15 protein-coding genes, 1 tRNA gene and 2 pseudogenes are annotated in these 17,937 nt (G+C 64.9%); 7 read left to right on the forward strand and 11 right to left on the reverse strand.

The features are described from left to right. Window positions 1–44: 44 nt before the first annotated feature. Both ACSFB7_RS21560 and ACSFB7_RS21565 read right to left on the reverse strand, forming a co-directional pair. Window positions 45–1,385, reverse strand: a complete 1,341-nt coding sequence (locus ACSFB7_RS21560) for a hypothetical protein (protein ID WP_435473768.1) — start codon at window positions 1,383–1,385, stop codon at window positions 45–47. Next, on the reverse strand, window positions 1,382–2,047 hold the full coding sequence (locus ACSFB7_RS21565) for a sigma-70 family RNA polymerase sigma factor (protein ID WP_435473770.1): 666 nt from the start codon (window positions 2,045–2,047) through the stop codon (window positions 1,382–1,384). The genes ACSFB7_RS21560 and ACSFB7_RS21565 overlap by 4 nt, the downstream gene beginning before the upstream one ends. Before the next feature lie 168 nt (window positions 2,048–2,215). Here ACSFB7_RS21565 and ACSFB7_RS21570 point away from each other — a divergent pair. Beyond that, a tRNA-Met gene (locus ACSFB7_RS21570) sits at window positions 2,216–2,292 on the forward strand. A 138-nt stretch (window positions 2,293–2,430) separates the two neighbouring features. On the opposite strand, the gene ACSFB7_RS21575 is transcribed toward ACSFB7_RS21570, so the two are convergent. The 3 genes and pseudogenes from ACSFB7_RS21575 to ACSFB7_RS21585 form a co-directional block, all read right to left on the reverse strand. Beyond that, complete coding sequence (locus tag ACSFB7_RS21575; protein WP_435473772.1) at window positions 2,431–2,841, reverse strand: winged helix-turn-helix domain-containing protein; 411 nt, start codon at window positions 2,839–2,841, stop codon at window positions 2,431–2,433. Further along, window positions 2,841–4,982: pseudogene (locus tag ACSFB7_RS21580) on the reverse strand (beta strand repeat-containing protein); the annotation flags it as partial. The pseudogene ACSFB7_RS21580 and the gene ACSFB7_RS21575, both read right to left, overlap by 1 nt. Window positions 4,983–5,505: 523 nt before the next feature. Then, a pseudogene (locus ACSFB7_RS21585) lies at window positions 5,506–6,900 on the reverse strand (hypothetical protein); the annotation flags it as partial. A gap of 121 nt (window positions 6,901–7,021) precedes the next feature. On the opposite strand from ACSFB7_RS21585, the gene ACSFB7_RS21590 reads away from it, so the two are divergent. The 6 genes from ACSFB7_RS21590 (at window position 7,022) to ACSFB7_RS21615 (ending at window position 11,442) form a co-directional block, all read left to right on the forward strand. Continuing rightward, window positions 7,022–8,047 (forward strand): Crp/Fnr family transcriptional regulator, encoded by a 1,026-nt coding sequence (locus tag ACSFB7_RS21590; protein ID WP_435474125.1) that lies wholly within the window; start codon window positions 7,022–7,024, stop codon window positions 8,045–8,047. Between the two features lie 155 nt (window positions 8,048–8,202). Next, window positions 8,203–8,958: a Crp/Fnr family transcriptional regulator gene (locus ACSFB7_RS21595; RefSeq protein WP_435473774.1), complete on the forward strand. Its 756-nt coding sequence runs from the start codon at window positions 8,203–8,205 to the stop codon at window positions 8,956–8,958. Next, window positions 8,955–9,689: a Crp/Fnr family transcriptional regulator gene (locus ACSFB7_RS21600; RefSeq protein ID WP_435473776.1), complete on the forward strand. Its 735-nt coding sequence runs from the start codon at window positions 8,955–8,957 to the stop codon at window positions 9,687–9,689. Before ACSFB7_RS21595 ends, ACSFB7_RS21600 begins: the two co-directional genes overlap by 4 nt. Before the next feature lie 94 nt (window positions 9,690–9,783). After that, window positions 9,784–10,137, forward strand: coding sequence for a DUF2946 family protein (locus tag ACSFB7_RS21605; RefSeq protein ID WP_435474127.1), 354 nt, complete (start codon window positions 9,784–9,786; stop codon window positions 10,135–10,137). Between the two features lie 109 nt (window positions 10,138–10,246). After that, on the forward strand, window positions 10,247–10,909 hold the full coding sequence (locus ACSFB7_RS21610) for an SCO family protein (protein WP_435473778.1): 663 nt from the start codon (window positions 10,247–10,249) through the stop codon (window positions 10,907–10,909). A 47-nt stretch (window positions 10,910–10,956) separates the two neighbouring features. Next, entirely contained in the window at window positions 10,957–11,442 is a 486-nt protein-coding gene (locus tag ACSFB7_RS21615; RefSeq protein WP_435473780.1) for a copper chaperone PCu(A)C, read from the forward strand. Window positions 11,443–11,478: 36 nt separating this feature from the next. Here ACSFB7_RS21615 and ACSFB7_RS21620 read toward each other — a convergent pair whose 3' ends face one another. From ACSFB7_RS21620 to ACSFB7_RS21645, 6 genes are read right to left on the reverse strand one after another with little or no spacing between them, the layout of a single operon-like run. Beyond that, window positions 11,479–11,940: a type IV pilin protein gene (locus tag ACSFB7_RS21620; protein WP_435473782.1), complete on the reverse strand. Its 462-nt coding sequence runs from the start codon at window positions 11,938–11,940 to the stop codon at window positions 11,479–11,481. 5 nt (window positions 11,941–11,945) lie between these two features. Further along, a complete protein-coding gene (locus ACSFB7_RS21625; RefSeq protein ID WP_435473784.1) occupies window positions 11,946–15,365 on the reverse strand; it encodes a PilC/PilY family type IV pilus protein in 3,420 nt (1,139 codons plus the stop codon). Window positions 15,366–15,377: 12 nt separating this feature from the next. Next, a complete protein-coding gene (locus ACSFB7_RS21630) occupies window positions 15,378–15,962 on the reverse strand; it encodes a pilus assembly PilX family protein (RefSeq protein ID WP_435473786.1) in 585 nt (194 codons plus the stop codon). After that, entirely contained in the window at window positions 15,959–16,708 is a 750-nt protein-coding gene (locus ACSFB7_RS21635; RefSeq protein WP_435473788.1) for a PilW family protein, read from the reverse strand. The genes ACSFB7_RS21630 and ACSFB7_RS21635 overlap by 4 nt, the downstream gene beginning before the upstream one ends. After that, window positions 16,705–17,268, reverse strand: coding sequence for a type IV pilus modification protein PilV (gene pilV / locus ACSFB7_RS21640; RefSeq protein ID WP_435473790.1), 564 nt, complete (start codon window positions 17,266–17,268; stop codon window positions 16,705–16,707). Before pilV ends, ACSFB7_RS21635 begins: the two co-directional genes overlap by 4 nt. Then, window positions 17,265–17,819, reverse strand: coding sequence for a GspH/FimT family pseudopilin (locus ACSFB7_RS21645; RefSeq protein WP_435473792.1), 555 nt, complete (start codon window positions 17,817–17,819; stop codon window positions 17,265–17,267). Before ACSFB7_RS21645 ends, pilV begins: the two co-directional genes overlap by 4 nt. Window positions 17,820–17,937: the final 118 nt, after the last annotated feature.

A 17,937-nucleotide genomic window follows, 5' to 3' on the forward strand; every position in this document is an offset into this window, starting at 1 on the left:
TTGATCGCGGGAACAATGCGACGCGCGGCTGCCGTCGCCGGCAGTCAGCGCATCAGCAAGGCGCGCAGTGCGGCGAGCGCCTGGGCCGGCGGCGTGCCGACGGTTGCGATGCCATCGGGCTGCGGCGTCCAGCGCACCTGATCGCCGGCGATCTCGAGCACGGCGACGAGCGCGTCGCCTCGATAGAGCGCCAGCCGTGCCTCGACCGGCGCGGCCAGCGGCTGATCGGCGGATGTGGCCGAACGGGCCACGGTGTTCACGAGCGCCGCCAGCCCTTCGACATCACCGCGCGCCTTGCGCACGCCAGGGCCGGAGCGCGCGAAGTCGAACGAAGTCCACTGGTCCAGCGCTGCGAAAGATGCGGCACCTGATGGCTTCGCCACCTTGGCTGCGGCAAGTGGTGGCGCCTGGCGCAGCGACCCGGTTGCTTGTGCATCTGCATTGGCCTGGCCGGCGAGCAACGATGTGTTGTTGCCTTGCGCTTCCTTGCGCGTCATCGCTGGGCGCGGCGCGGCTGCGGGAGCTGGCGGTGAAGACGGGCTTCTCTCAAGGTCGACGGTGGGTGGAGGGGCGACCGATGCGGCCGGCGGTGCCGCGCTGTACGCGCGACGCCGCTCGCCGTCCAGTTGCTTTTCATGTTGCTCGTCGCGCGCGGGGGCTGCTGATTGCTCGGCGGCAATGGCGGGCGGCGGTGAAGGCGCGATGGGTGCGGGTGCAGCTTGTGCAGGTACGGGTGCCGATGCTTCCACCGACTTCTTCTGATCGCTCTCGGGCGCCCGGGGCGCTTGCCTGGCATAAGGCTGCGCAGCGGCGGGCCGTCGGACCTCATCCGCCGTGCTTGCATTGGCCGACTCTTTGGCGCGTGAATCGTGTGGCACAGCCGCTGGCGATGCCGGCGCTTGCTGCACGGCGACCGAAGGTGGCGTCGGCTCCGGTGCTACAGAGGTTGCCGGCTGACTGGCCTGCGGCGTGATCTCCGCAGGCGACTGAATCGGCGCCGGTGCCTGAGCAGGCGCGGCCGCCCCTGCGACACGCGCTTCGCCGTCAAGCTGTGCATCCGGGACCGGTTCGCGATGCCACAGCACCGTCACGAAAGTGGCGACGAGCACGGTCGCAAAGGCCGCATTCCAGGGCATGCGCGAACGCGGCTCACCGCCGCCGAGCAACCGGCGCCACCACGGCGCGCCGCTCGCGCTGTTGGCGGCCGAAACTGCCGCCGATACAGGCGTTGTGGCCAGGTTGTGCGCCATCTTGCGGATGGCCTCGCGCGTGCGGGGATCGGGCGTTGCTTCGCTGTCGGGCGCATGGTCGAGCGCGCGGCGCAGCGCGGGATCGCGCAGAGCGTCATCGCCGTCGAAATTGGCGAGGGTGTCGTTGCCGCTCATGCCTTCTGCTCCAGCACCGACAGGTAGCGCTCCATGCAGCCACGCAGTTTCTGCAGTCCGTAGCGAAGACGGCTCTTCACCGTCTCGAAGCCGATCTCCAGGCTCGCCGCCAATGCTTCGACGGTCAACCCGTCTTCGTGGTGCAGCAGGAAGGCGGCACGTTGGTCGGCCGGCAGTTCGTCGAGGCAGGTCAGCAGGCGGCGGCCGGCGGCGCGCCAGAACGCGAGTTCTTCGGCCGACGGATGCGCTGCCGCATCGAGGGCGCCGCGCACGCCGCGGTCGAGCGCGGGCACGGGGTCGCTGTCGTCGTCCGCGTGGGCATCGAGCGCCACTTCACGCCCGCTCACCCGCAGACGGTCCATCGCAAGGTTGTGGGCGATGGTGAATGCCCAGGTGCGCCAGGTGGCGCCTTGCGGCGAGAAGCTCTCGCGCGCCGAGATGATCCGCACCCAGGTGTCCTGGAACACTTCATCCGCCTGCGCCACGAGCCGCGCGCCGAGCAAACGCTTGACGAAGCGGAACAACCCGCCCTCGTGGCGCGCATAGAGCACATCGAACGCGGCGGCGTCGCCGTGCGCGTAGGCCAGCATCAACTGGTCGTCGGGCATGGCCTGTCGCTCGGGGGCGTTCTTGGCGGAAGGGGCGCGGGGAAGCGCGGACATCGGAGGATTTTCACCTCAGCTTGTACGGGCGGCGGGGGCCATCGGGGTTGGCGCCGGCAAAAAACAGCGCGGGGTCGACAGAAGATTTGGGCAACTTTCCCGCATGGAGTTGAAGTCGACCCAAAGCCTGGGCTATAATCTTGGGCTCGGTGCAAAACTGCTCCGAACGGCTCTTTAGCTCAGTCGGTTAGAGCGATGGAATCATAATCCACAGGTCCGCGGTTCGAATCCGTGAAGAGCCACCAAAATCAAAAAGCCTTGCAAGTCAACGACTTGCAAGGCTTTTTTCATTGGCGTGATCAGGATGATCTCGGCCAGGTCGTTGGCCGGTGGCGTCTTCGCGATGTCCCCGGCGATGATGGTCGACACGCCGGATGCCTGCTTCAGCTCCTGGCTTGCGGCGACACTTCATTGAGTTCGTAGCCGCGCCGGTAGATCGACCTCAAGAGAAAGCCGCTGTCGGCTCCCAGCCCCAGCTTTCTACGGACATTGGAAACACAGACATCGAGTTTTCTGGACTTCGGCGAACTGGGTGAGTCGCCCCACAGCACCGCGTAGAGCCTCTCACGCGTCACCATGGAATTCATATGCCGGAAGAATTCAAGTGCAAGCTCGAATTCCAACGGCTTCAGCGACACCTTTTTTTCATTGATCCATGCAGCGCGCCTTCTCGTTTCAAAACGATAGGGCCCGCAGACCAGATCGTCACCATCAACCTGAATTGCCGTCTTTCGCTGCATCAGCAATTGCAGTCGCCATTCGAGTTCGCGATCGCTGCAGGACAACGGCACCACGTCGACGCTGCCGGAAGCCAGGAACGACTTGCCGATGTCGGACAGGACACTGAGGTTGTCTTGAAGGGTGACGTCGACAACGAGGTCAGTTGACCGACATTCACCGCATCGTTCGGGTTCACGCCCGCGGCCACATTGGAGAGAGTCACCGGCGGCTTGTTCAACCCAGCTCCGCCCAGGGTTACTTTCGAGTGATCCGCATCGTCGTACTGCACCGAGTTGGCAAGCCCCGTCGACAAACTGCCGATGTTGCTGTTGGCGGTGTTCAGGCCTGTGGACAGGCTGCCGATGCTGCTCGTTGCCGTGCTCAGGCCGGTCGAAAGGCTGCTGATACCGGTGGAGGCCGAAGTCGACAAGCTGGCAACGCTGCTGTTCGTTGTACTCAAGCCAGTCGACGTCGAGGTCGACAAGTTGCTGATAGCGGTGGAGGTCGAGGTCGACAAGCTCGCAACGCTGCTGTTGGTCGTACTCAGGCCAGTCGATGTCGAAGTCGACAAGCTGCTGATACCGGTGGAGGTCGAGGTCGACAAGCTCGCGACGCTGCTGCTGGTCGTACTCAGGCCAGTCGACGTCGAAGTCGACAAGCTGCTGATACCGGTGGAGGTCGAGGTCGACAAGCTCGCGACGCTGCTGCTGGTCGTACTCAGGCCAGTTGACGTCGAAGTCGACAAGTTGCTGATACCGGTCGAGGTCGAGGTCGACAAACTCGCGACGCTGCTGTTGGTCGTGCTCAGAGCCGTTGAGGTCGAAGTCGACAAGCTGCTGATCCCGGTGGAGGTCGACGTCGACAGACTCGCAACACTGCTGTTCGTAGTGCTCAAGCCAGTGGAAAGGCTGGTAATGCCGCTTGCCGACGTACTCAAGCCGGTAGAAATGCTGCTGATAGTGCTGTTGACGGTACTCAGCCCTGAAGACGTCGAAGTCGACAGGCTGCTGATACCGGTGGAGGTAGACGTCGACAAGCTCACAACACTGCTGTTCGTAGTGCTCAAACCCGTTGAGGTCGAAGTCGAAAGGCTGCGGATGCCGGTGGAGGTCGATGTCGACAAACTCGCAACGCTGCTGTTCGTCGTGCTCAAGCCCACCGAGGTTGAGGTCGACAGGCTGCTGATGCCGGTCGAAGTCGACGTCGATAAGCTCGCAACGCTGCTGTTCGTCGTGCTCAAGCCCACCGAGGTTGAAGTCGACAGGCTGCTGATGCCGGTCGAAGTCGAGGTCGACAGGCTCGCAACGCTGCTGTTCGTCGTGCTCAAACCCACCGAGGTCGAAGTCGACAGGCTGCCGATGTTGCTGGTCACCGTGCTGACGGTGGAGAACAACTGGCTGCCATTAATGGCGTCGGTGCTGCCGGCACCGACCAGGCCGGCTGCAACGTTCTGGATGCGGCGCTCCGCACCCGGAGCGCCCACACTCACCACCCCGGCCGACGAACCGGCTCCTGCAAAGCCGCCGAACGTCGTGCCACCAATGGACGCACTGCCGACAGACCCGGTGCCGCCGGTGGCCGCCGTTGCAGTGCCGGTGGTTGTCGCGTTCGGCCCGAGGGCAACCGACCCCGCAACGCTGGCGTTGGACCCCACGCCAATCGCCACACCCGAAGTGGCGCCCGAAGTGACCGTGGCCTGCCCGCCAATCGCAATCGCGTCCTTTGCAGCGGCCGACGCACCGCCGCTGGAGTTCGCACCGATCGCGGTGGCGCCATCGCTGGCAGCGGCCGCCTTCCAGCCAAGGGCGGAAGCGAAACTACCAAAAGCATTGGCCCCCGAACCAACGGCAATGCTGCGCTCTCCCCAGGATTGCGCCTGGACCCCCATTGCCAAACCATTCTCCGCATTGGCACCAGTGAACGCGCTGCTGCCAAATGCGGCGGAGTTCGCGCCGTTGGCATTCGAAAAGGACCCGAACGCCGTACCGCCAGCCCTGGCGCTTGCGGTATTGCCAAACGCTGTTGAACCGCCTAGCCCGGACGCGTCACCAGAAGCCGTCGCATTGCGGCCGAAAGCCGTGTCATTCTTGAAAGCTGCACTGGCGTTAAGACCGACTGCTATGGCAGCAGCGTCCCCCGCTATCGCCCCGGTACCGACAGCGATCGAGTCTTGGCCGCGGGCCTCCGTTGCCGTTGCGCCCCCTCCGATCGCCACCGATTGGGGGCCTGAAGCGCCAGCCAGAGTGGCTGCGCTGCCAATGCGCATGGCACCGCTATTGGGAAGGCCGAGGGTGCCGCCGCCCAGACCCAAGCTGCCGGAATCGACATTTACAGTGCTGTTGAATGTTGTGGGGCCTCCAACGGAAACGGTACTCCCCACCAGGGTGAGCGCTCCGCCTTGCGTACCCTGAACGAAGGCCGTGGAATTACCCAATCCTCGACTGCCGTCGTTCGCGCCGGCATTTCCGAGGTGGAAAGCAAAACTATTGCTGCAGGCCAGCGAATAGGTCGATGCACTTACTCCATAGCTACCACCACTCGTCCCAGTCCCCGGCGCCCGACACAGCATCAATGAGCCATTGCCAAGTGTCTGTGCCTGCACCGACTTGCTCGTCGTCAAGATCGGGACAGCAAATATCAAGCTCAATGTGAGCTTGATGGCGAACGGGGGAGTCAGTTGAAAAACCCTTGGCACGGAAGCCGGTCTTTTGACACGACGCCGCTTGCCGTTTACCGAAGCTGGCAACGCTGCTGTTCGTGGTGCTCAGGCCCGTCGAGGTTGAAGTCGAAAGACTGCTGATGCCGGTGGAGGTGGACGTCGACAGACTGGCAACACTGCTGGCCGTCGCGCTCAGGCCGGTCGACATCGAGGTCGACAGGCTGCTGATTCCGGTGGAGGTCGACGTCGACAAGCTGGCAATGCTGCTATTCGTCGTGCTCAGGCCAGTCGACGTCGAAGTCGAAAGACTGCTGATGCCGGTGGAGGCCGACGTCGACAGACTCGCAACGCTGCTGTTCGTCGTGCTCAGACCTGTCGAAGTCGAGGTCGACAGGCTGCCGATGCCGGTGGAGGTCGAGGTCGACAAGCTCGCAACACTGCTGCTCGTTGTGCTCAAGCCTGTCGAGGCTGAAGTCGAAAGGCTGCTGATCCCAGTGGAGGTGGACGTCGACAGGCTGGCAACACTGCTGTTCGTTGTACTCAGGCCCGTCGAGGCCGAAGTCGACAGGCTGCCGATGCTGCTCGTTGCAGTGCTTAGGCCAGTCGATGCCGAAGTTGACAAGCTGCTGATGCCGGTGGAGGTCGAAGTCGACAAACTCGCAACGCTGCTGTTCGTTGTGCTCAGACCTGTCGAGGCTGAAGTCGACAGGCTGCCGATGCTGCTCGCCGCGGTGCTCAGGCCAGTCGATGTCGAAGTCGACAAGCTGCTGACGCTGCTGTTGGTGGTGCTCAAGCCGGTGGACAGGCTCGCAACCCCGTTGGACATCGTCGTCGACAACGAAGTCAATTGACCGAAGTTCACCGCGTCGGTTTGGCTCACGCCATCCGCGACATTGGTGAGGATCACCGGCCTGGGCGCCCCAACGCCACCTAGGGTCACCTTCGAATGGGTGGCATCGTCGTACTGCAATGAGTTGGCAAGCCCCGTCGACAAACTGCCGATGCTGCTCGTCGCCGTGCTCAGGCCAGTAGACAGGCTGCCGATGCCGCTGGTCGCAGTGCTCAAGCCTGTCGAGGTCGAAGTCGACAGGCTGCCGATGCTGCTCGTTGCAGTGCTTAGGCCAGTCGATGCCGAAGTTGACAAGCTCGCAACGCTGCTGTTCGTTGTACTCAAGCTCGTCGACGTCGAGGTCGAAAGGCTGCTGATACCAGTGGAAGTCGAGGTCGACATGAGCCGGCTCCTGGCGTTCTCCAGGTTGCAGTGGCACACGCGAGGCGACCTGCTGTCCGACAAGGCCACCGGGCCCGAAATGCTCACGCTCGTGAGCGGGAGCGTGCTGCACACAAGGCCCTCTGGCGGCAACGCCGGGTTGACCTGGACGCTTCTGGGCCCAGGCGTGCTGCTCGGCTTTGCGCACATGCTCGAACTCGAAGAGCGCCCCTTCGAGTACATCGCCAGCGACGACGTCGTGGCCCTTCACATCCCCGGCCATCAACTCTTCACACTGCTCGACAGCGATCCCGCGCGATGGGTCGACATGGGCCACATGCTCATATCGCAAGACGTGGAGCAGGGCCAGCTGACGACCAGCCAGATGGCCGGAAAGCTCTCACGGCGATTGGCCGAGACCATTGAAAAGCTGGCCGCGCTCCACGGCACCCGCAGCAGCGAAGACGGCCATGTCCACCTGCGAGTGGCCCAGCACGACCTGGCCTCCATCCTGCGCGTCGGCCGTCAATCCGTGAACAAGGAACTGGCTGCCCTGGCCGCCTCCGGCGTGATCAAGCTGAAGTACAACACCATCGTTGTCCTCGATCCGGTGGCACTGCAGAACATTGCCCGCCCTGCCCTGGCACCGCACGCAACCGATGCAGTTGCCCGCGTGAATTGGGGCCAAAACTCGCTGGAGGACGTCGCGTTCATGGAGAGGGCATTGCGCACCAGGCAAGCCTTTGCGCCCTGGTCTTTCACGACCATGACGCGGCTGCTGCGTTCGTCGCGCGTGGGCCGGCATCCGCGCGGGTCTGTGGTCTGGACCGACCTGGGTGGCGTTTCCGAATACATCCTCTTCGTCTCGGGCCACACATCGGTCGGGCGCGTGTCGCCCGAGGGCGATCGCTTCTCCCTGCTGCTCTGGGGGCCGGGTGACTTCACGTACATCAAGCCGGTGCGCGAAGAGGCCTTGCCCGCGTTTCGCCATGGCCACTACGACTATGTCGCGACCACCGACGTCGTGGCGATCCACATGCCGATGGCCCTGCTGCTAGAGATTCTCGACAGCGAACCGATGCTGTGGAAAGAGGCGCTGCTGATGTCCGAACGCCAGCACGTGTCCTACACCCACACGGTGCAGGGCCAGGTCGCGGGCTCGCTGCAGCAGCGCGTGGCGTTCACCGTGCAGCGGCTCGCGGCGCTTCATGGAACGCGTGCGAAAGGTGATGGCGTCGTGCGCCTGCAGGTGTCGCAAGCCAGCCTCGCGATGATGCTGCAGGCCAACCGGCAAGCGGTGAACAAGGAACTCAAGGCACTGGCCGCTGCGGGTGCCATCGGCCTCGAATACAACGCCATGACGGTGCTGAACCCCGAAGCGTTGAGGCATATCGCAACGCTGCCCGAGTGAAGTTTCTGGCACACACTTGTTTCTGACTGGTCATACGCATCGAGCACCGCGCCAGCGGTGAACAAGGAATGCAGCGTTGGCGGGAATCTTTTCGCCGATATGGAACGCATCGCAACACAGCCGCTCTGCCCATTAACTTCAATGAGCGCAGAGGGATGCAAATGACCGATGTCGAGCCACGCCAGAGCGACAAGGAGCTGATAGAGCGCACATTGCGCAAAATGCAGGGTTTTGCGTCGTGGCCACCCACGGCCATGAGCCAACTGCTGACGTCCTGCAGGCTCGGCTGGCATGCACGCGGAAATTTGCTGTCCGCCGAAACGCAGGCCGATGCGCCCGAAATCTTCGTGATCGTGTCGGGGCACGTGGTGCACGCGGAAGCCTCTCTGGAGCGCGGCCGCCTGAGCTGGGCGCTTCGCGGGCCGGGCCACATCCTCGGCTTTGCCTACATGCTCAACATTGCGGGCCGCGTCCTTGAATACCTCGCGAACGACGATGTGGTGGCCATTCACATGCCCGGCCGCCTGGTCTTCGAACTGCTCGACAGCGACCCCGTGCGATGGAAGCACATGGGGCGCATGCTGCTGCACCAGGAGCGCACACAGATAGACATGGTCATCGGCCAGATCGTCGGCGCACTCCGGCAACGGCTTGCCAGCACCATCGAGCAGCTTGCCGCGCTCTACGGTGTCCGGACCACCGAGACGGGCGCGACCCACCTGCGCCTGACCCAGCAAGACCTGGCGAGCATCCTGCGCGTCGGCCGCCAATCCGTGAACAAGGAACTGTCGGCATGGGCCGCCTCGGGCGTGGTCCGGATGCAATACAACGCGGTGGTGATCCTTGACCCGGCAGCGTTGAAGAGAATGTCCACCCCCCTTGCACCGCAAGGCGATGGTGTCGCGACATGATCGGCCCCCGCAAGCGCAACTCCGCCGCAGACCTGATGCTCATGGAAAGAGCACTGCGCGCAACGCAGGCCTTTTCGCCCTGGCCGCTCGCGGCGATGAGCCACCTCCTTTCGTCGTCCTACGTCGGCCGCCATCCACGCGGGCATGTTCTGTCGAGCGAACTGAACCCGGTGGCAGAGACCTTTCTGATCATCTCGGGCGAAGTCATGGCAGCCCGTGTCTGGCCGGCAGGCGAACGGTTCGTCGTGATGCTCCTGGGGCAGGGCGTGGTCATGGGCCTTACCCAGGTCTTCGGCAAGGCCGACCGCACGGCCTTCGACTTCAGCGCGCACAACGAAGTCGTGGCGGTTCACATGCCCACACCCCTGATCGTTGAAACACTCGACAAGGAACCGGCCCTGTGGAAGGAGATGGCCTTGATGATGCTGGGCCAGCATGCGGCTCACGTTCGCACGCTGCGCAGCCAGATCGAAGGCTCCTTGCGGCGGCGGGTGGCTTCCACGATCGAGCGGCTGGCCGCGCTCTACGGCGCGCCCGTCGCAGGAGGTGGCGCCGTGGTTCGCCTGCAGATATCGCAGGCCAGCCTTGCAACACTGCTGCAGGCCAACCGGCAAGCGGTGAACAGGGAACTCAAGGCATTGGCGGCCTCTGGTTCGATCGGTCTTGAGTACAACGCCATGACGGTGCGAGACCCCGAAGCATTGGGGCATGTCGCGAACCCGCCTCGCTGAAACAAGGGGCTTTCATTCAGGCGGTGGCCGATAATCCGCGCCGATGCGCTCCTTTGCCCTTGCCCCACGCACCATGCCCGCCGCGCGCGCAGGCATGCGTCGTCCGGGCGTGGGCCTGATCCGCTGGGTGCTGCTGTGGTTCACGCTGTCGATCGGCGTGGCGGTGGCATCGCCCATGGTGCACCCGCAGACCGTGGAACTCGTCTGCGCAAGTGCCGGTTCGATCAAGGCCATCGTCTACACGGACGACGGTGTGCAGGAGCTGGGTGCCGGCCACATGGACTGCCCGCTGTGCGTGCTGTCCGGCGCGCCGCCTGCCGCACCGGCCGTGTCGTCTCTTCCCGTGCTCGTGCCGATGGCCCAGGCGGCCCGGCCGATTCCGTCCACGCACATCGCCGCGGTCACCGCCGCACCGATGCCGGCGCGCGGGCCTCCTGCCTTCTCCTGACTCTGCTTCGGTTCTTCATCAGCGCGTGATGCCGCCGCATGGGCGGACGTTGCATCGCGCGTTCCTGCAATGAGTCGGCGCCCCCTTGCGGGCGCTGGAGATAGCTTTCATGAACAAGACCCTATGGCCGCGCGCACCGTCGTGTGCGGCATCTCCCCGGGCAGGCGCGCCTTTGCGCCGCCGCAACCTGCTGTTGCTGTTGACCGGTGGCGGCCTGGCCGCGCTGTCGCTGGCGGGTTGCGACAAGGTGCTGCCCGCCAGCTTCAACGGCGTCGACATCAGCGGCGCGAAGTACGCACAGGACTTTCGCCTGACCGATCCCGACGGCCACGAGCGCACGCTGGCCGACTACAAGGGCAAGGCCGTGATGATGTTCTTCGGCTTCACGCAATGCCCCGACGTCTGCCCCACCGCGCTGGTGCGCGCCGCGGAAATCCGCCGGTTGCTGGGCGCCGATGGCGAGCGCCTGCAGGTGATCTTCGTCACCGTCGATCCGGAGCGCGATTCGCCCGTGGTGCTCAAGGCCTACACCCAGGCCTTCGATCCGAGCTTCATCGGGCTGTACGGCGACATGCAAAGGACCAGCGAGACCGCGAAGGACTTCAAGGTTTTCTACAAGAAGGTGCCCACCGGCTCTTCGTACACCATGGACCACTCGGCCTTCAGCTACGTGTTCGATCCGAAAGGAAAGATCCGGCTGGTGCTGCGCCACGAACAGAGCGCCGAGGAATGCGCGCAAGACCTGCGGCAGATTCTCAAGACGTCCGCCTGAGCTTCAACAACACGATCCACACATTCATCATCAAGGAGATTCTTTCCATGACCCCCATCGCACGCATCCTCGCCCTCTCGGCCGCCTCGTTCCTCGTGGTGGCCACGGCCCACGCGCAAGTCACCGTCAAGGAGGCGTGGGTCCGCGCCACCGTTCCGCAGCAAAAGGCCACCGGCGCCTTCATGCAGCTCAGCGCCGCGAAAGACACGAAGCTGGTTTCGGCCAGCTCGCCCGTCACGCCGGTCGTCGAAGTCCACGAAATGGCGATGCAGGACAACGTGATGCGCATGCGGCAGATCCCGGGCCTTGAAGTGCCCGCGGGCAAGACCGTCGAACTCAAGCCCGGCGGTTACCACGTGATGCTGCTCGACCTCAAGCAGCAGGTGAAGGAAGGCGACACGGTGCCGCTGACGCTGGTGTTCGAGGGGAAAGACGGCAAGCGCGAAACGGTCGAGGTGAAGGCGCCGGTGCGGGCACTGAATGCGTCGGCGCAGCCTGCTGGTGCTTCGGCGCACGGCGATCACAAGCACTGATCGCATCGGCCCGTTGCGGGTGGCGCGGGCGGCGCACTACCAGCAGCCGGCGGCCCCCAGGGTTCCAGTGCTGCCCTGGGTGCCCATCTGATCGATGGAGTAGCTGCCACACAGCGTGTCGCCAGTCTGCGCGCCCACCGGCGTGGCAGTGGCGGTGAATCCCGTTGCCAATGCCGCTGCCGTGGAAGCCGTGACCGCGATTTGGTAGAAGGCCGTGCCGCTGGTCAGCACGTCGATCGGAAAGGTGCCGCCGTAGCCCAGTTGCGCGGCCGTGCCCGCGTAGGTGTTGTTGATGCTGAAGAAACGCTCTTCCCGCGTCGCCAGGTCCAGCAAGGCGGTCTTGGCATCGGTGCGGCGCGCCTTCTGCACATAGCGCACGTACGACGGATAGGCGATGGCGGCGAGGATGGCCACGACAGCCACCACGATCATCAATTCGATCAGCGTGAAACCCGCGCCGGTGCGCCGGCTGCCCATGGTGTGTTGAAGCGTCTTCATGTGAGTCAGCGCAGTTTGACCCACGTCAAACGGCTGCCCTTGCCGTTGGCCGCGGGGTTGATCTTGGTGACGACACCCGTGCCGCCGGTGGTCTGCTGCACCAGGTAGGGCCACTTGTTCGCCGTGACGATGGACGGCGTGCCGGTCGCGCTCAAGCCGATGCCGCTCACGATGCCGCCGTTGTAGGCCACGAAGTTGCCGTTCTGGTCGCCGAAGAACGAGGCATTGGGTGCGCCGCCGGTGTCGAGCGACACCGCCATCGTGTAGCCCGCCGCCGGTTGCGTGTCGCAGGTCAATGCCTGCGACACGGCAGGGATGGTGGTGTTGACTAGGAACATGCCGTACGCCGTGGTCGGGTTGTAGATCACCTGCTCGTTGTTGGTGCTGGGCAGCGGCAGCGTCCAGCCGAACTGCGTATTGGCACTGGCACCGCCGCTGCAACTGCTCGAGCCTTTCCAGCAGACCTTGTTGGTGCTGATCGTGCGGTAGCCCGAGATGGTGCCGCTGCCAGGTGCGGTTGCCGTGATGCTCTGCGCACGCAAGGTGGTGGTGTCGACGGTCTGCGGTGCAACGAGCGACGCGTATTGGGCCGACGCGCCGCCCATGGCGTTCCATGCGCTCATGTTCCAGTCCCAAACGCCGTACAGGGCCTGCGTGGCCGACGGATAGGTCACGCCGCCGGTCTGCGTCTGCGGAAACTGCTGGCCGGTGCCGAAGCTCAGGACCACGCCCGATTGACCGCCGGGGCCGATGCCCTGCACCGAGGAAACCGTCACGCGCGTCGTGATCGGCTGGCCGGTCGCCGTCTTGAAGATGGGCGTGCTGGACACGGCCCACTTGGCCGGATCGATGTCGGTCAGGTCGAAGCGCCAGAGGTTGCCCAACGCGTCGCCGCCGTAGACGTAGTCGGTCACGTGGTCGCCGTCCAGGTCGGCCGAGGCGACGTAGGCCATGCCGTTGCGGGCCGTGATGGTGGTGCCGCTTTTGGTGGGGCCGGCGCCGGTGTCGATGAAGCGAAAGCTGATGGCCCCGCTGGCCGGATCGACCAGCATGATGAACAGCCCCGCCGTGCCGGTGCTGCTGTTCAGGCCGTTGCCGAACAGCGCGGCCCATTGCCCGTTGTGCAGGCGGCGGATGATGGGCGTGCCGTAGGTGCTGCCCAGGTTGTTGCCGCAGTTCGCGTTGCCGACACAGGTGATGGCACCGGTGCCCGTGCCGGAGGTCCATTCGCCGCGCACCAGCGTGCTGGCGTTGGCTTCGGAAAACTGTGTCGGGTCGGTGATGTCCAGTGCGTAGATCACGCCGTTGGCAATGCTGGTCTTGTCGCCGATCGGGCCGGTGGCATTGCCGCCGGGCCCGACGCCGCTCACCAGCCATGTGTGCCAGGCGCCGTTGTAGTAGAGGTCGCCGGTGCCGGGCGTGGCGTCGGCATAGAGGTTGTGCGAATACTGCGTCGAGCTGAAATCCAGCGCCGGCGTGGTGGAGTGGATGATGTTCAGGAGCGCCGCGGGGATGTACGCCAGGACTTCGGTGCCGTCGTTGGTCGTGTTGACGAACGCGCCGGTGGCATCGTAGGTGCCGCTGCGAAAGCCATGCAGAAAGCCGTCGTTGGCGCCGATGTAGACCACGTTCTGGCGACCGCCCTGTGCCGTGGCGCCGGTGGCACCTGCGAAGGTGGCGTAGCTGCCCGCCGCTTCGGGCGCCGTGCTCGTCGGATGCAGCGCATCGAGCCATGCCCCTTTGTAGGGCAACGAAGGCGGGCCGACCCAGGTCGGGCTCGAATCGACGATATCGCCCAGCACGCCGGTTCGCGTGCGCAGGGTTCCGCCGGTGCTTGCAAGCTCGTTGCTTCGGTCACCGCGCAGGTAGCGCAGGCGGATGTCGGTCTGGCTGCTGTCGCCCGCGGTGAGCGCTGCCGTCTGCGCGGCGGTGAGCTGGTCCCACTTGAATGCAATGCCTGCGGTCCCGCTCCAGCTCAGCATGTTGCGGCTGCCCGATGCCTGCGCGGTGTTGGTCCCCCTCGTGGCCTGGCAAGTGCCACCGGTCAGCACGCAACTGGCGTCCCAGTTGGCCACCTGGTTGATCGACACGATGCCGGTGGTGGGGTCGCTCACCAGGTCCTGCGCCGTCAGCTCGCCCCATGAATTGGTCGGGTGGTAGTAGGACAGGTACACCTGCGTGCCGGCCTCGACACGCGCCGACTGCTGCACGTTGGTGCCGGCGGAGCTGCTCGACTGGTTGACCGGCGCAGCCTTGAAGCAGGTGATCTCGTGCACATTGCTCGAGCCCCCGGTGCCGCCCGAGAAGCCGAAGCGGAACGAAGCCGGCAGCGGCCCATTGGACTCGGTGATCGACTGCTTGTTGATCACCGTCTGTGCCGCGCCACCGTTGACGCTGTACGACAGGCTCAGCAGCCCGTCCTGGGTGATCTGCAACCCGTAGGTGATCGGCGTGGCGTTGCCGCGCAGCGGCTTGCTGATGCCCTGCTGGTTGGAGATCGAAACACCCGAGGGCAGGTCGCTGTAGGCGGTGCCGTTGAGGAGCAGGGGGTAGTCGGGCAGCGAGGTCGTGGTGGCGTTGCCGCTCGGCCCCGTGGTGGTCGTGGTGCACTTGCCCTTCTTGCAGGTCGTCGTTGTCGTGGTGCTGTAGTCCATCACGACACCGCTCTTGCAAGTGGCCTTGACCGCGGCGGTCTGCTGGTCCGACGAAAGCGAGGACGGATAGTGAACCGGGTCGAGCGCGTTCAGCGACGCCCAGGTGATGTTGCCCGCGCCGCGCACGCTGATGCGCCCGGCCTTGAAACCGGGGCCCGTGGCAGTGTTGTCGCCCGGGTTCGAGAAGTTGCCGTACTCGTCGATACCGATGCCCAGGTAGCCGCCCACCACGCCTTCGTACCTGCTGTTGGTGTTGGAGCAGCTGTAGCCCAGGCTGCCGCCGAGGCCGCCGACCGAGGGGGCCTTGGCGCCGTCCGCCAGGAAGAAGCTGATGCCGTCGGCACCGGTCCCGTTGTTGCCGTCCCCACCATAGGTGACGGTGGTGAACGTCACCTGCAGCCCCTGGTTGGTATAGAAGGGCTTGTTCGCCACCACGGCGCCGGTCTGGTTGTCGCCGTTCGAGCCGCCGTTCTGCGTGTCGCCATTGGTCAGGCGCAGCGCACCGGAGCCCACGGCGTCGGGCAGGCGGCCGGTGGTGCCGCCCACGAGCAGCGAGTTCCTGTCGGTGTAGTAAGTCAGCTTGCCGATGCACGCCGGAATGGGGCCCGTGTCGTTCCCCGCCGTCAGGCATGCGCCGTTGAGCGCGGTCCAGTCATAGGTGGACGAAGCCCCCGTCAACGTGTCGCTGATGATCAGCTGCGCATGGGCCGACCACGGCGCGCCGGCCAGCATGCAGACCAGGCAGGCAAGGAGTGTGCGCAATCGATTCATTCGGGTCGTCCCTCAAGGTTGGTCGAGCGGCTTGTTGCCACCCGTGACCTGGTAGATGCTCTGCACCACGGCCGCCGCTGTCGTGCTGCCGCCATAACCGAAGGCCGACACCTGGTACAGCAGCGATTGGCCGTTGGGCGACAGCCCCAGGTAGCCGATGCTCAGGCCCGGCTTCCTGTAGTAGTTGATGTCCCCGGTGGCCGCGACGATGCCCCCGCCTTCGGCCACCGTCATGCTGGGAGGCAGGTAGTCGGCACGGTTGGTCCAGGGCAGGGCCGCCGGTTTCGCGATCATGTTGGTGCACACCTGCATCTGCGACAGCGTGTTGGCGTTGAGCGCCCCCGAGCAGGCCGCACCTGTGCTGCCGTTGCCCTGGCTCAGCCACCATTCGCCGTACTGCAGTGCGCTTTCCGCGGCCTCCACCGCCCGCTCTTTCTCGCGCGTGTTGCCTGCGATGCGCTCCTGCAGGTTGAAGCTGCGGAACATGCCGATCGACAGCACCGTCAGGATGACCAGGAACAGCATGCCGACGATCAGCGCGAAGCCGCGCTCTCGCGATCGGGCAGGACGTGGTGACGGGCGCGCGCGCAGGCTCATGACTTGTTCATCAGGTTGACGATCTGGGTCCAGGCGATGGTGGGCGGCTGTCCCGCCTGGGTGGCAAAGGGGTTGTCCAGCGTGACGGTGATCTGCGCGGTGTGCACCTGCGGCCACCACGCATTGGTCGTCACGGTGGCCGCGTCCAGGTATTGCAGGGCCTTGCCATCGCCGGCGGTGTCGGTGGCATAGAGAACCTTCAGCGACGTGACGCCGCCGACCAGCGGCGTGGTCGTCGTTCCACCATCGGTGGAGCACACCAGTTCGTGGGCAGCGCTCACCGTGAACGTGTTCATCACCAGCTTGTTGGCGCCCGAGGTGGCCGGGTTCACATTGCCCAGGCAGTCCATGATGCCGTCGCCGCTCGCCGTCATGTAGCGCGAGGTGATGGTGTCGCTTGCGCTGGTGGCATTGCCCAACCCCACCACGCCCTGCCCCGCCAGGAAGCTGCCGTAGCCGGTGCCGGTTGCGGCCGGGAGGTCGGTGGCGGCCGTGTTCACCAGCGGGTCGGGGAAGTAGCCCGAGGTCTGGATCGTGGTGGTCAGCACCGTGAGCACCAGCCGCTCGTTGTCCTGCAGTTGCGCCAGTTGGTCCTGCGAGGTGAAGGCCTGCTTCATGTTCAGGAACACCGAGCCCATGACCAGCAGCAGGAACAGGCCGATGAGAAGCGCGACCATCAACTCGACCAGCCCAAGGCCGGCCTGGCGGTGCGAGCTTTCGGACAGGCAAGGCATTGCGCGGTTCATGGTTCGACGTAGAGGCTGTACTGCATCGCGGATGCAGCCACGGTCTGCGTCGCACCGGCGGCGGCGGCCGTGCTGCGGTTGATCGCGATGTACTTCTCGGCCCAGCCCAGGCTGATCACGCAACTGGTCGGCTGACCGACCGCGGTGGTGCACTGGATGGCTGCCGTGTACGAGGGAAAGCGGTCGTTCATGCGAGACGCCCACTGCTGGAAGTCGTAGGCCGCCAGTTGCGCGGACGTGCAGGTCGCAGCGGCCGTGGGGCTGCAATCCGCCGTGGTGTTCAGGACCCCCGAGGCATCGGTCACCGTGGTGCCGGTGGCCGTTGCGCTCGACGGCGCCGTGCCACCGACGGCCCAAAAACCACGGTTGCCGTGCATCGCCTCCGCCAGGCTGGCTGCCTGCAAGGCAATCAGCGCACGCACGCGCGCGGTCTGCGTGTTCGACAACGCCGCGGCCTGCATCTTGGACAGGCCGAAGAGCCCCAGTGAAACGATCAGCACCGCGACCAGCATCTCCAGCAGAAAGAAGCCCTGGACGCGGCGTCGGTTGCGGGCCGTCATGCGCAGGCTCCGGTTCCGCCCGCCACCACCGTCTGGTGCCCGACCCTGTTGATGGAAACGCAGCGCGTGGCGTTGGCATTCACAGGCTCGGTGCGCAGGGCAAGCAGGATCGAAGCACCGGTGGCGGCGACCGGCAGGTTGGCGAATCCGTCCCGGCTGAAGGTGACCGCCGTGATCGAAGGCGCGGCGGCAAAGGTGTCGCCGCCCGTCCATGCGGGACGCTTGCGCAGCACCTGGTCGCCGGTGGTGACGGTGCCCGAGGCATCCAGGTCGAGGAACACGATCCACCCGCTTTGCCAGGTGTTGGCGCCCAGGCAGTTGAGGCCGTCGGAAGACGCGCACACGCTGACTGGTATGCCTTGCTTGATCGCTTCGGAGCGCGCGAACTGCAGATCACCGACGAAGGAGTTGACCTCCGCGCTCACGCGATTGCTCTGCATCAACCCGACGAGCGACGGCGTGGCGAGCGCCACCAGAATGGCCACGAACGCGACCACGACCATCATCTCGATGAGTGTGAAACCGGTCTGTTGTCGATGCGACGAGTTCATGGGCGTTTCGCTTGCATGGGCACTCAGGCACTGCTGCGAACAGTGTCCCGAGATGGAAGTCAGTCGTAACAATTGTTTCTAAACCGTACTGACCGGCGACTGACCGTATCGAAGCCTT

The sequence above is a fragment of the Variovorax raffinosi genome (assembly GCF_051216615.1).
Lineage (GTDB): Bacteria > Pseudomonadota > Gammaproteobacteria > Burkholderiales > Burkholderiaceae_C > Variovorax.